The sequence below is a fragment of the Actinoplanes lobatus genome (assembly GCF_014205215.1).
Lineage (GTDB): Bacteria > Actinomycetota > Actinomycetes > Mycobacteriales > Micromonosporaceae > Actinoplanes > Actinoplanes lobatus.
Genome location: NZ_JACHNC010000001.1, coordinates 5,001 through 17,899, shown reverse-complemented (window position 1 = coordinate 17,899; position 12,899 = coordinate 5,001). Strand labels below are relative to the sequence as shown.

Sequence of the window (12,899 nt, the reverse complement as noted above, 5' to 3'; positions counted from 1 at the left end):
GGTGCTCGAATTGCTCAAAACCTGGCTCCGGCAGATCGCGGGCGCGCCGGAACGGCAGCCGGTGGAAACCGCTCCGCCCGTCGAGACTCCCGCACCCCGCCCCCAGCGGCCCGCGCGTCCCGTCCCGGTCCCCGAAGAGGGACGCCACCTGGCCTATGCGCCCGATCTGGACGGTGACGCCGACCCGGGCGAGATCGTCTGGACCTGGGTTCCCTATGAGGACGACCCGAGCCAGGGCAAGGACCGTCCCGTCCTGGTGGTGGGGCGCGATGCGCGTACCCTGCTCGGTCTGATGCTCTCCAGCCAGAGCGACCGTGACGGTCAGCGGCACTGGATGGCCCTCGGCGCCGGCGACTGGGACAGCACCGCCCGGCCGAGCTGGATCCGGCTGGACCGGGTCCTGGAGGTGGAGGAGGACGGGATCCGCCGGGAGGGCGCGATCCTGGACCGGCCCCGCTTCGACCGGGTCGCCGCGATCCTGCGCCGCAACTACGGGTGGCCCTGAGGCCGGAGTTGCCACCGCCGATCCTGAAGCTAGCGTTACTGCCATGGATCTCGATGTCATGGCCGGGTTCGGGGGCAAGCAGGCGTGGCTGGCGGTGGCCGGCGGCGACCAGGAGGCGGTTCTGGCCGCTCTCGGGCTGCGCGACCTCGGCCCTGTGCCCTGGCGGTCCGGACTGGACCTGGCCCACCTCACCGACGACCGGGTGGCGGTCACCCCGCCGCTGCCGGGCGCGCGGGACACCCGCTGGGTGCTCGCCGTCGGCCGCCGGTTGATGGGCTCCGATCCGGACGTGGTCGCCCTCTCCGCCGAGCTGGGCACCGAGGTGCAGTTCTTCGCCACCCACCGGGTCACCGAGCTGCACCGCTGGCGGCGGGCGGTGAAGGGCGACCTGCTGCGCGCCTTCGGATATGTGGGGCAGACCGGCGAGGTGACGTCGTGGTTCGGCGTGCCCGATCCGGCGGAGCGCGACGCCGGCCTGCCCGGCGAGCTGGACCCGGAGGCGTCCGTGCTGGTCGCCGAACGGGATGTGTTCCGGGTGGCCGGCGCCTGGAGCATCGATCCGACCACGTTGTCCGGGCGCGCGCCCGGCCCGCTGCGCGTCGGCGCGGCGGACTGAGCTTGCGGGAGACGCGATGCGCAAATACGTGATCATGGGCGTGCAGGGCAGCGGCAAGGGCACCCAGGCCAAGATGCTGCGCGAGGACCTCGACCTGGTGCACATCAGCGTCGGCGACATCTTCCGCTGGCACGTGCGGCAGCACACCAAGATCGGCGCCCAGGTCAAGCGCGCCATGGCGGCCGGCGAGCTGGTCGGCGACGACCTGGTCGCGGAGGTGGTGCGCCGCCGCCTGGGCATCCACGACTGGAACTACGGCTTCGTCATCGACGGGTTCCCGCGCAACGGCCGGCAGGCCGAGTTCTTCATGGAGAGCTACGACATCGACGCGGTGATCCACCTCGAACTGCCGGACGACGAGGTGCGCCGCCGGGTGCTCAGCCGCCGGCTGTGCCCGAACTGCGGCATGGACTACAACCTGATCGCGGACCGTCCCGAGGTGGAGGGCCGCTGCGACATCTGCGGCCACGGGCTGATCACCCGGGCGGACGACACGCCGGAGGCCCTGGAGGCCCGGCTGACCGACTACCACGAGAAGACCCGCCCGGTGCTGGAGCTGTTCCGGCGCAAGGAGGTCGTGCACGACGTGGACGGCCGCCCGCCGGTCGACGAGGTGCAGAGCGCCATCCGCAAGACCCTCGGCCTGTCGGGGTATCGCGCGGACGGCTGATCCCTCTAACAGGGCAATCCGATCAAGTCGGGCAGCGGCCTAACGTTGGCCGGTGGAACTCGGACCGTCGTTCTCCGCGCCCGTGATGGCGGCCGGCGCGGTCCTGTGGCGTGGCGCGGGGGAGGCGCGGCAGGTCGCCGTGATACGCGCGGCGGCCGGTGAGTGGTGTTTTCCGAAAGTGCGGATCCGGCCCGGGGAACACATGACCGCGGCCGCCGTGCGGGCGGTTTCCGAATCCACCGGTCATGCGGTCCGGTTGGGGCCGTGGCTCGGTTCCACCGGCTATTCGCGGGAGGGCTGGCCGGAACGCGCCGACTATTTCGCGGCCGAGGCGGACTCCGGCGTCCCCGACCGTGACGACCTGCTGTGGCTCGACGCGTGCCGGGCCGCCGACGCGCTGAGCCGCCCCGATGACGTGCGGATTCTGTACGGACTCGAACGCCGGGCCGCATCCGGGGCGGGCTGTTTCCTGCTGGTCCGTGACGGGTCCTATTCGACCCGGTCGATTCTCTCCGCCTATGGGATCGACGAGGAGCGGGGCGTGGACCGGGAACGGGGTCTGCGGATCGCCGGGGAATCGTTCGAGACGGGCCGCCCGGCCGCGATCCGTGCCGAACTCGAGATCGTTCAGGAACTGTTCGGGGAGTTGTGCCGCCGGCGGCGCGGGCCGGTCCCGGTGGAGGCGACCGTCCCGGACGGCGGTCTGCTCGTCCTGCACGGCACCCGGGACCGCATCGTCGTGGTGGAGAGGCACCTCGCCTGACCCGCCAACCCCACACAAACGGGCATTCGGTTCTTCGGTATTGAGTGGATTCATGAGTGAATGTTCCTAAGCTCATTGCCTCGCAAGCGAACCGAAATCTCTTCGACATATTGCGCTCGGGCAGAACCGGGCGTAAACAAAGACAAAGCCAAAACGAACCAGGCGGGTGAACGAGATGTACGCGGAGGAACGGCAGCAGGAGATCGTGCGACGGGCCCGCGCCGAGGGCCGGGTCGACGTCGTCGCGCTGGCCGAGGCCTTCGGGGTGACCGCGGAGACGATCCGCCGCGACCTGACGGTGCTGGAGCGGTCCGGTGTGCTGCGCCGGGTCCACGGCGGGGCCATCCCGGTGGAGCGGCTCGGCTTCGAGCCGGCCCTGGCCACCCGGGACGCCGTGCTGATCAGCGAGAAGGAGCGGATCGCCAAGGCGGCGCTCGCCGAGGTGCCCCAGGACGGGGCGATCATCCTGGACGCCGGCACCACCACGGCCCGCCTCTCCCAGCTGCTGCCCGCCGACCGTGAGCTCACCGTGGTGGTGAACTCGCCGGTGCTGGCCGCCAGCCTCGGTCTCAAGCCGAACCTGACCGTGCTGCTGCTCGGCGGGCGGGTGCGCGGCCGGACACTGGCCACCGTGGACGACTGGGCGCTGCGCCCGCTCGCCGACATCTATGTCGACGTCGCCTTCATGGGCACGAACGGGTGCACCGTGGAGCGCGGCATGACCACTCCCGACCCGGCCGAGGCGGCGGTCAAGCGGGCGATGATCGCCGCGGCCCGCCGGGTGGTGCTGCTCGCCGATCACACCAAGATCGGCAACGACTACCTGGCCAAGTTCGGCGCCCTGACCGACCTGGACCTGCTGATCACCGACAACGGCCTGGACCACGACCTGGCCGCCGAGGTGGAGGCGGCGGGTGTCCGCATGGTGAAGGTGTGAGCGACCGGAGGGAGAAGATGTGATCCTCACCGTCACCCTCAACCCCAGCGTCGACCGGGCCCTCGAGGTCGACGTGCTGACCCGCGGCGAGGTGATGCGGGCCGGCGGCTCGCACATCGACCCGGGCGGCAAGGGCGTCAACGTCTCCCGGGCGCTGCTCGCCAACGGTGTGCGTTCCACCGCCGTCGTGCCGGCCGGCGGCGCCGAGGGTGAGCAACTGGTCGACCTGCTCAAGGCCGAGGGGGTCGACATGCTGGCCGTGCCGATCGCCGGCCGGACCCGTTCCAACATTACCCTGGCCGAGCCGGACGGCACGGTCACCAAAATCAACGAAGCCGGCCCGGTCCTCTCCGACGACGAGTTCGCCGAGGTGAGCGACGCGGTGCTGACCGCCGCGCCGGCGGCCGGCTGGGTGGTCATCTGCGGCAGCCTGCCGCCCGGCCCCAGCCTCGCCGCGTTCGGCGACCTGTGCGCCCGGCTGGTCGGCTCGGGCGCCCGGCTCGCGGTGGACAGCAGCGGACCGGCGCTGCTGGCCGGGGTCGCGGCCGGCGCGGCCCTGGTCAAACCGAACCGGGAGGAGCTGGCCGAGGCGGTCGGCCGGATGCCCGCGACCCTCGGCGACGTGGTCGAGGGATGCCGCCGGCTGCGGGCCGCCGGCGCCGGTGCGGTCCTGGCCAGCCTCGGCGCCGACGGCGCGGTGCTGGTCGACGGCGACGGCGTGCTGGCCGGCGTCTCCCCGGTCAGCGTCCCGCGCAGCACGGTCGGCGCCGGCGACGCGCTGCTGGCCGGCTTCCTCTCGACCGGCGCGTGCGGCGCGGCCGCGCTGGTGGAGGGCCTGGCGTGGGGCGCGGCCGCGGTCAGCCTCCCGGGCAGCCGGATGCCCGGCCCCACCGATCTCGACCGTACGAGCGTTCGTGTCACCCCCGACCCCGATCCGGCCCGCCGGCTCACCTGACCGGCGCCCCGGCAAGCTCCCGCCCCGGTACGAAACCCACCGATCCACCCCGCGACAGCCGGAGGCGGCCACCACACCACACCCTCTCTCCGTCACCGAAATGGAGATCCCCTCATGGCCTCTTCGTACACCCCCGAGGTCGCCGGAGCCGGCTTCAGAGCCCGGGTCCAGAGATTCGGCGGATACCTCGCCGGCATGGTCATGCCGAACATCGGAGCACTCATCGCCTGGGGTCTGATCACGGCCCTGTTCATCCCGGTCGGCTGGGTGCCGAACGAGAGCCTGGCCGAGCTCGTCGACCCGATGATCAAGTACCTGCTGCCCATCCTGATCGGTTACACCGGCGGCCGGATGGTGCACGGCCAGCGCGGCGCGGTCGTCGGCGCGGTCGCCACCGCCGGTGTGGTGGTCGGCGCGGACGTCCCGATGTTCCTCGGCGCGATGATCATGGGTCCGCTCGCCGCGTACGTCATGAAGCTCTTCGACGGCCTGATCGAGGGCCGGATCCGTCCCGGCTTCGAGATGCTGGTGGACAACTTCTCGGCCGGCATCATCGGCGGCGCCTTCGCGATCCTCGGCAAGGTCGGTGTCGGCCCGGTCGTCGACGGGCTCAGCCAGGCGGCCGGCGACGCGGTCGACTTCCTGCTCGACCACAGCCTCATGCCGCTGGTCTCGGTGCTGGTCGAACCGGCCAAGGTGCTGTTCCTGAACAACGCCATCAACCACGGCGTGCTCAGCCCGCTCGGCGTGCAGCAGGTGGCGGAGCAGGGCAGATCGATCCTGTTCATGATCGAGTCGAACCCCGGCCCCGGTCTCGGCCTGCTCGCCGCGTACCTCTTCTTCGGGCCGAAGTCGCTGCGCCCCAGCACCCCGGCCGCGATGATCATCCACTTCTTCGGCGGCATCCACGAGATCTACTTCCCGTACGTCCTGATGAAGCCCCGCCTGATCCTCGCGATGATCGCCGGCGGCATGGCCGGTGTCGCCACCTTCATGGTCACCGGCGCCGGCACGGTCGCCTCGCCCGCTCCGGGCAGCATCTTCGCCTTCTTCGCGGTGACCGCCAAGGGCAGTCACGCCGGGATGATCCTCGGCGTCACGATCGGGGCCGCGGTGACCTTCGGTGTCGCGTCGCTGCTGCTCGGGTTCGGCCGGCTCAAGTCCGACCAGGAGCCGGCGGAGGAGCCCGTCCCGGAGACCAGCAAGGAAAACGTCTGAGTCCAGGAGGACCGCCATGGCAACCATCAACGGCAAGGACATCCACAAGCTGGTCGTCGCCTGCGACGCGGGCATGGGCAGCAGCGTGATGCTGGCCAGCACGCTGCGCAAACAACTCGGCAAGACCGGTGTCACCGTCGAGCACACCCCGGTGAACTCGATCCCGGCCGACGCCGACGTGGTGGTCTGCCACAGCGGCCTCGCCGCCCGCGCCCGCTCGGTGGCCCCGGGCAAACCGATCGTGCCGTTCCAGATCTTCCTGGGCGACCCGGCCGTGACCCGCGTGGTCAAGGCCATCCAGCAGGGCACCGATCTGAATGTCTGAGCTGCTGGAGCCCCGGGCCGTCCGGCTCGCCGAGACCGCCGCCGGCCGCGACGACGCGATCCGTCGTTGCGGCGCGGTCCTCGTGGAGATCGGCGCCGTCCACCCGGGCTACGTCGACACGATGCTCGACCGGGAGCGGTCGATCTCCACCTACGTCGGCGAGGGCGTCGCCATCCCGCACGGCACCCTCGCCGGCAAGGACCTGGTCGAGCGCGACGCCCTCGCGGTGCTGCGCTTCCCGGACGGCGTGGACTGGGGCGGCGAGCCGGTCACCGTGTGCGTGGCCATCGCCGCCCGGGGGGACGGGCACGTCGAGCTGCTCGCCTCCCTCGCCGAGATCCTGCTCGACGAGGACCAGGCCCGCGAACTGCGCGAGGCCACCGAGCCCGGCGCCGTGATCCGGCTGCTCGGAACGATCCAGGAGGAGACGAAGCGATGAAGGTCGTCCGATTCCACGCTCCCGGCGACGTCCGCTTCGAGGACGCGCCCGAGCCCGGGGCCGGTCCCGGCGAGGTGAAGATCCGGGTACGGAACTGCTCCACCTGCGGCACCGACGTGAAGATCTCCAGGTTCGGCCACCACCACATCCACCCGCCCCGGGTGATGGGCCACGAGATCGCCGGCGAGATCGTCGAGGTCGGCGACGGCGTCGACGGCTGGTCGGAGGGCGACCGCGTCCAGGTGATAGCCGCCATCCCGTGTGGAGAGTGCGCCGAGTGCGAGCGTGGCCGGATGACGATCTGCCCCGACCAGGTCTCGATGGGCTACCACTTCGAGGGCGGCTTCGCCCAGTACATGGTGGTCCCCCGGGAGGTCCTCAAGGTCGGCGGCCTCAACCGCGTCCCGGACGGCGTCTCGTTCGCCGAGGCCTCCGTCGCCGAGCCGCTGGCCTGCGCCCTCAACGCCCAGAACCTGGCCCGCGTCGGCGCCGGCGACGATGTGGTGGTGATCGGCTCCGGCCCGATCGGCTGCCTGCACGTCCGGCTGGCCCGCGCCCGCGGCGCCGCCCGGGTGTTCCTGGTCGAGCTCAGCCGGCGGCGCCTGGACATGGCCGCCGACCTGGTCAAGCCGGACGCCGCGATCTGCGCCGGGGAGACCGGCCCGGTCGAGGAGATCCTGAGGCTGACCGGCGGCCGCGGCGCCGACGTCATCATCACGGCGGCCGCCTCCGGCCGGGCGCAGGAGCAGGCCATCCGGATGGCCGCCCGGCAGGGCCGGATCAGCTTCTTCGGCGGCCTGCCCAAGGACCAGCCGACCATCACCTGCGACTCCAACCTGGTCCACTACCGGGAGCTGACGATCGTCGGCGCCAACGGGTCGAGCCCGGCGCACAACGCCGAGGCGCTCGACCTGGTCGCCTCCGGCGCGGTGCCGGTCGCCGACCTGATCACCCATCGCCTGCCGCTGGAGAGCGCCATCGACGCCTTCGGGATCGTCGCCCGCGGCGAGGCCATCAAGGTCACCATCGAGCCCTAGAGGGAGACGCCATGCCCACGCGCACGGTGACGATCGGGTCCGCGAGCGGCCTGCACGCCCGGCCTGCCAAGATCTTCGTGGAGGCCGCCGCGAAGGCGCCGGTCAAGGTCACCATCCGATCCGGCGACCGGAAGCCGGTGCCGGCCAGGAGCATGCTGTCGGTGCTCGCCCTCGGCGTGAAGAAGGGCACCGAGGTGACCATCGAGGCCGAGGGCGACGGCGCCGACGAGATCCTGGACGGCCTGGCCGAACTGCTCGCGAAGGACCTGGACGCTGACCATGCCTGACACCGTTCTCACCGGGATCGGAGTGTGCCCCGGGACCGTCGCCGGCCCGTTGCTGCGGATCGCGGCGGCCCCGGCGCTGCCGGCACCCACCACGGTCACCGACATCGGGGCGGAGGTCGCCCGGGCCGGGGCGGCGCTCGCCGAGGTGGTCGCCGAACTCGGGCGGCGTGCCGACCGGGCCGCCGACGACACGGTGGCCGAGGTGCTGCGGGCCGAGGCGCTGATGGCCGGCGACGAGGAGCTGCTCGACGGCGTACGGGAGCTCATCGAGGCCGGCCACGACGCGCCGCACGCGATCGACGGCGCCTTCGCGACGTTCCGGGAGATCTTCGCCGCGGCCGGCGGCTATCTCGCCGAGCGCGTCGCCGACCTCGACGACCTGCGGGACCGTGCGGTCGCGGTGCTGCTCGGCCTGCCCATGCCGGGCGTGCCGTCGCCCGGCCACCGCTACGTGCTGGCGGCCCGCGACCTGGCCCCCGCCGACACCGCCGACCTCGACCCGGACCAGGTGATCGCCCTGGTCACCGAGATCGGCGGCCCGACCAGCCACACCGCGATCCTGGCCCGTGCGCTGGGCCTGCCCGCGGTGGTCGCCTGCGCCGGGGTGCTCGACGTCCCGGACGGCGCCCGGGTGCTGGTCGACGGCGCCACCGGGCGGGTGGCGACCGGCGTCGACGACGTGGAGGTCAAGGCCGCGATCGAGGCGTCGGCCCGGCTCACCGCGGCGGCCTCCGGTCTCACCGGTCCGGGGCAGACCTCCGACGGGTACGCCGTCAAGCTGCTCGCCAACGTGGGCTCCGCGAGGAACGTGCCCGCCGCCGACGAGGCGCACGCCGAGGGGATCGGGCTGTTCCGCACCGAGCTGCTCTTCCTCGACCGGGCCGGGGAACCGGGGCACGGCGAGCAGGTCGCGGCCTACCGGGACGTGTTCCGCGCCATGGCCGGGCGGCGGGTCGTCATCCGTACCCTCGATGCCGGCGCCGACAAACCGCTGCCGTTCCTGAAGCAGGAGGGTGAGCCGAATCCGGCCCTGGGGGTGCGCGGTCTGCGCGTGGCGCGGCAGCGCCCGGAGGTGCTCACCGCCCAGCTCGCGGCGATCGCCGAAGCCCGCGCCGAGACCGGCGCCGACGTCTGGGTGATGGCCCCGATGGTCTCCACGGTGGCCGAGGCGAGCGCTTTCGCGGCCGCCGTGCACGCGGCCGGCCTGCCGAGGGCGGGCGTGATGATCGAGGTGCCGGCCGCCGCGCTGCGGGCCGCCGACCTGCTGCGGGTCGTCGACTTCCTGAGCATCGGTACGAACGACCTGAGCCAGTACACGTTCGCCGCGGACCGGATGTGCGGTCCCCTGGCCGATCTGCTGGATCCGTGGCAGCCGGCGTTGTTGCAGCTCATCGGCCTCTGCGGCGAGGCGGGCCGGACGGCCGGCAAACCGGTCGGGGTGTGTGGCGAGGCGGCGGCCGATCCGCTGCTCGCGCCGGTGCTGGTCGGCCTCGGGGTGACCAGCCTGTCGATGTCGCCGCGGGCGCTCCCGGCGGTACGGGCGGCGCTGTCCACGCGTACCGCGGAGGACTGCCGGCGGCTGGCGGCGCTGGCGGTGGCCGCCCCGGGCCCGGTGGAGGCCCGAGCGGCGGCCGGATGAGTGGAGCGGGCCTCCGTGGAGGCCCGCTGGATCAGATTGGCCGGTCGTTGAAGGGGAAGCCCGGGGGGAAGCCCTTGTGGAACAGGTTCCCACCGCTGAACGGGAAGCCCGCCGGGAACTTCGGCGGCGGCATGTGCTCGAGCAGGCGGATCATGTCGGTCAGCACCCGGGGTGCCGGAGTGTTCGTGTAGGTGACGACCCGCTTCTCCCGGCCGCCGCGGTAGCCGATCTCCAGTTCGTAGCGGGCCTTCCCGGACTTGCTGGCCGGCACGTAGGACGGGCGCAGCGCCAGGAACGCCGGGCTGGAGGCGAGGCGGTAGATCTGCCCGATGTGGCCGTTGCCGGTGCCCTGGAGGGAGATCGAGAGCTGGCCGCGCCCGCCGCCGCTCCGGGTCAGGCTCACCGAGGTGGCCCGCTCGCCGGGCCGGGCGTCGGTCCACGTCGTCTGGTCCTGCACCGCCGGGTCCACCGCTGTCTGTGCTGTCGTGGTCGGTGTCGTCATGGTCTGGGCCGCGACCGGTTCGGCTCCCACACCCGGTGCGTCCTCGCCCGGCGCCGCGCCGGCCGGCCCGGCAGTGCTCACCGTGATGCCGGCGAGACTCACCAGCAGGCCGGTCGCGCGGAGCAGGCGGGACTGAGCGTTCCTGCGTCTGGTCATGATCCCGACGATAACGGACATTCCCGGTCAATTTTACCAAAACGCCGAATCAAGCTCCAGGGTTCCCCGGCTCGTCCGCGGCCCCCAGGTCGTAGCCCCGCTTCGCCAGCTTCGTCTCCAGCACACGGCACACGTGCTCGACCACCGCGAACCGGGCGTACTGCTTGTCGTCACCCGGGATGACCTGCCAGCGCGCCCGCGGCCGGTCGGTACGGTCGATCATCTCCTCGACCGCCGCGGTGTACTCCGCCCGCTTCCCCCGGTTCCGCCAGTCCTCGCCGGTCAGCTTCCACGACCGCAGCGGATCGTCGCGCCGGCTCTCGAAACGCCGCAACTGCTCCTCGTCCGACACGTTCATCCAGAACTTGATCAGGATCATGCCCTCGGCGGCCAGCGTCCGCTCGAACTCCACGATCTCGCCGTACGCCCGCCGCCACTGCTCACGCGTCGCGAACCCCTCGACCCGCTCCACCAGCACCCGCCCGTACCAGGAGCGGTCCAGCACGGTCATCCCGCCCTGGCCCGGCAGCACCTTCCAGAACCGCTGCATGTAGTGGTGCCGCTTCTCGTCGTACGTGGGGGCCGCGAACTGGGTCACCCGTACGTGTCTCGGGTCCAGTGGCGCCACCAGGCGCTTGATCGCCCCGCCCTTGCCGGACGCGTCCCACCCCTCGAACAGCACGCACAGCGGCGGACCGATCTTCTTCGCCCCGATCTGCCCGCCCGAGATCAGCCGCAACCGCAGCAGCCGCTCCTGCGCCGCCGCCAGCCGCGCCTCGGCCTTCTTCTTGGAGATGTCGATCGGGGGATGTGCCCTACCAAGGTGACCCATCCACCCAGCATCGCCTGCCGGCCGGCGGTGCGGGACAATCCGTACTGTGACTCTCGTAGACGACCTGTTGTGGCGCGGACTCATCCAGGACTCGACCGACCCCGACGAGCTGCGCAAGAAGCTCGACGGCGGATCGCTCACGTTCTATGTGGGCTTCGACCCCACCGCCGCCTCGCTGCACGTCGGTCACCTCATGCAGGTCTGCACCGCCCGTCGGCTCCAGCTCGCCGGCCACCGGCCGCTGCTGCTCGTCGGCGGCGCCACCGGCCAGATCGGCGACCCCCGGGAGTCCAGCGAGCGCAGCCTCAACCCGCCCGAGGTGGTCGAGAGCTGGGTGCAGCACATCCGTACCCAGCTGTCGCCGTTCGTCACCTACGACGGTGACAACGCCGCCACCCTGGTCAACAACCTGGACTGGACCGGCCCCACCTCGGTGATCGACTTCCTGCGCGACGTCGGCAAGCACTTCCCGGTCAACAAGATGCTGGCCCGCGACGTCGTGCGGAACCGCCTGGACAGCGGCATCAGCTTCACCGAGTTCGCCTACCAGCTGCTCCAGTCCAACGACTTCTACCAGCTGCACGTCCAGCACGGCTGCCAGCTCCAGTTCGGCGGCTCCGACCAGTGGGGCAACATCACCGCCGGCGTCGACTTCGTCCGCCGTCGCGGCGCCGGCCCGGTGCAGGCCTTCGTCACCCCGCTGGTCCTCAAGGCCGACGGCACCAAGTTCGGCAAGACCGAGGGCGGCGCCGTCTGGCTCGATCCCGCCATGACGTCGCCGTACTCCTTCTACCAGTTCTGGATCAACAGCGACGACCGCGACGTCAAGGACTACCTGCGCTACTTCAGCTTCAAGTCCCGCGAGGAGCTGGAGGAACTGGAGAAGGCGACCGCGGAGCGGCCGCAGGCCCGGCTCGCGCAGCGAGCCCTCGCCGAGGAGCTCACCGCGCTGGTGCACGGTGCCGAGGAGGCACGCCAGGCGGTCGCGGCCAGCCAGGCCCTCTTCGGCCGGGGCTCGTTGGACGAACTCTCCGCGGACACGTTGCGCGCCGCGCTGGCCGAGGCCGGACTTCATTCGGTACGGGGTGAGCTCCCGCCCGTCGGAGTCCTGCTCAAGGAGGCCGGTCTGGTGGCCAGCGCCAACGAGGCCCGCCGGACCATCGCCGAGGGCGGCGCCTACCTCAACAACGAGCGCATCACCGACGGCGAGGCGGTGATCCCGGCGTCGGCCCTGCTGCACGGCCGGTTCCTGGTCCTGCGCCGGGGCAAGCGCACCTTCGCCGGCGTGGAACTGCTGCCCTGACCTGCACGTTCGCCAAGCCCCGGTCCTCGGTTACGAGGGCCGGGGCTTCCGCTTTCCGGCTGTGACGGCCGTCGCGGGACCCCGATTTGGAGTTGCGAGGGGCGGCGAGTAATGTTTGTCGAGCCGCCAGGGAGACGGGCGAGCGAGCGGGACCCGATCCAGGGGCCCGGAGCGGCCGTCCTGGAGGAACCCAAACTTTGATCAGACGATCTACTAGGTCGTGTGGTTTCAGTGTGTTTCCGTTTGTCGAATTCGGTTGCGAAACGCGGATTTGACACGGCGGAAACGGCGGGTAAAGTAGAGCGAGTGCCCCGGATGACGGGCCGCGGAATGCGGAACGGTTTGATGGTGTGCGGTTGTTCTTTGAGAACTCAACAGGGTGCTTGATAAGCCAGTGCCAATTATGGCAATACCCCGGCTCATCGTTTAGGCGATGGGTGGGAGATTCCTTTGGCAACTTTTATGTTGCCGGGACGATTGTTCAACAGATTTTGTTGGAGAGTTTGATCCTGGCTCAGGACGAACGCTGGCGGCGTGCTTAACACATGCAAGTCGAGCGGAAAGGCCCTTCGGGGTACTCGAGCGGCGAACGGGTGAGTAACACGTGAGTAACCTGCCCTGGACTTTGGGATAACCCTCGGAAACGGGGGCTAATACCGAATACGACACAGCTTCGCATGAAGTCTGTGTGGAAAGTTTTTCGGTCTGGGATGGA

The 12,899-nt window shown here is 71.1% G+C and carries 15 protein-coding genes and 1 rRNA gene (1 of these 16 only partly in view); 14 read left to right on the top strand and 2 right to left on the bottom strand.

Annotated elements, in window-relative coordinates; genetic code table 11:
* Positions 1-10 precede the first annotated feature (10 nt).
* From BJ964_RS00090 to ptsP, 12 genes are all read left to right on the top strand, one after another.
* Entirely contained in the window at positions 11-505 is a 495-nt protein-coding gene (locus BJ964_RS00090) for a type II toxin-antitoxin system PemK/MazF family toxin (protein ID WP_223149732.1), read from the top strand.
* A 43-nt stretch (positions 506-548) separates the two neighbouring features.
* Complete coding sequence (locus BJ964_RS00085) at positions 549-1,121, top strand: hypothetical protein (RefSeq protein ID WP_188118740.1); 573 nt, start codon at positions 549-551, stop codon at positions 1,119-1,121.
* Between the two features lie 16 nt (positions 1,122-1,137).
* Positions 1,138-1,791 carry an adenylate kinase family protein gene (locus BJ964_RS00080; RefSeq protein WP_188118739.1) on the top strand — a complete coding sequence of 218 codons (654 nt, stop codon included), beginning with the start codon at positions 1,138-1,140 and terminating at the stop codon, positions 1,789-1,791.
* Positions 1,792-1,843: 52 nt separating this feature from the next.
* Complete coding sequence (locus BJ964_RS00075) at positions 1,844-2,554, top strand: NUDIX domain-containing protein (RefSeq protein ID WP_188118738.1); 711 nt, start codon at positions 1,844-1,846, stop codon at positions 2,552-2,554.
* A 175-nt stretch (positions 2,555-2,729) separates the two neighbouring features.
* On the top strand, positions 2,730-3,491 hold the full coding sequence (locus BJ964_RS00070) for a DeoR/GlpR family DNA-binding transcription regulator (RefSeq protein WP_188126704.1): 762 nt from the start codon (positions 2,730-2,732) through the stop codon (positions 3,489-3,491).
* A gap of 19 nt (positions 3,492-3,510) precedes the next feature.
* Positions 3,511-4,446: a 1-phosphofructokinase family hexose kinase gene (locus tag BJ964_RS00065; RefSeq protein ID WP_188118737.1), complete on the top strand. Its 936-nt coding sequence runs from the start codon at positions 3,511-3,513 to the stop codon at positions 4,444-4,446.
* A gap of 114 nt (positions 4,447-4,560) precedes the next feature.
* Complete coding sequence (mtlA, locus tag BJ964_RS00060) at positions 4,561-5,664, top strand: PTS mannitol transporter subunit IICB (RefSeq protein WP_188118736.1); 1,104 nt, start codon at positions 4,561-4,563, stop codon at positions 5,662-5,664.
* A 16-nt stretch (positions 5,665-5,680) separates the two neighbouring features.
* Positions 5,681-5,989, top strand: coding sequence for a PTS sugar transporter subunit IIB (locus BJ964_RS00055; RefSeq protein WP_183226566.1), 309 nt, complete (start codon positions 5,681-5,683; stop codon positions 5,987-5,989).
* Positions 5,982-6,428, top strand: coding sequence for a PTS sugar transporter subunit IIA (locus tag BJ964_RS00050; RefSeq protein WP_188118735.1), 447 nt, complete (start codon positions 5,982-5,984; stop codon positions 6,426-6,428). The genes BJ964_RS00055 and BJ964_RS00050 overlap by 8 nt, the downstream gene beginning before the upstream one ends.
* Positions 6,425-7,465 (top strand): zinc-dependent dehydrogenase, encoded by a 1,041-nt coding sequence (locus BJ964_RS00045; protein ID WP_188118734.1) that lies wholly within the window; start codon positions 6,425-6,427, stop codon positions 7,463-7,465. Before BJ964_RS00050 ends, BJ964_RS00045 begins: the two co-directional genes overlap by 4 nt.
* Positions 7,466-7,476: 11 nt before the next feature.
* Positions 7,477-7,752: an HPr family phosphocarrier protein gene (locus tag BJ964_RS00040; protein WP_188118733.1), complete on the top strand. Its 276-nt coding sequence runs from the start codon at positions 7,477-7,479 to the stop codon at positions 7,750-7,752.
* Positions 7,745-9,391: a phosphoenolpyruvate--protein phosphotransferase gene (gene ptsP / locus BJ964_RS00035; RefSeq protein ID WP_188118732.1), complete on the top strand. Its 1,647-nt coding sequence runs from the start codon at positions 7,745-7,747 to the stop codon at positions 9,389-9,391. Before BJ964_RS00040 ends, ptsP begins: the two co-directional genes overlap by 8 nt.
* 31 nt (positions 9,392-9,422) lie before the next feature.
* Here ptsP and BJ964_RS00030 read toward each other — a convergent pair whose 3' ends face one another.
* Both BJ964_RS00030 and BJ964_RS00025 read right to left on the bottom strand, forming a co-directional pair.
* Positions 9,423-10,049, bottom strand: a complete 627-nt coding sequence (locus BJ964_RS00030) for a hypothetical protein (RefSeq protein WP_188118731.1) — start codon at positions 10,047-10,049, stop codon at positions 9,423-9,425.
* A gap of 49 nt (positions 10,050-10,098) precedes the next feature.
* A complete protein-coding gene (locus BJ964_RS00025) occupies positions 10,099-10,881 on the bottom strand; it encodes a polyphosphate kinase 2 family protein (protein WP_188118730.1) in 783 nt (260 codons plus the stop codon).
* 46 nt (positions 10,882-10,927) lie between these two features.
* Between BJ964_RS00025 and tyrS the strand changes: the two genes are divergently transcribed.
* Both tyrS and BJ964_RS00015 read left to right on the top strand, forming a co-directional pair.
* A complete protein-coding gene (tyrS, locus tag BJ964_RS00020; protein WP_188118729.1) occupies positions 10,928-12,184 on the top strand; it encodes a tyrosine--tRNA ligase in 1,257 nt (418 codons plus the stop codon).
* A gap of 491 nt (positions 12,185-12,675) precedes the next feature.
* A 16S ribosomal RNA gene (locus BJ964_RS00015) occupies positions 12,676-12,899 on the top strand; it runs 1,293 nt beyond the window's last position.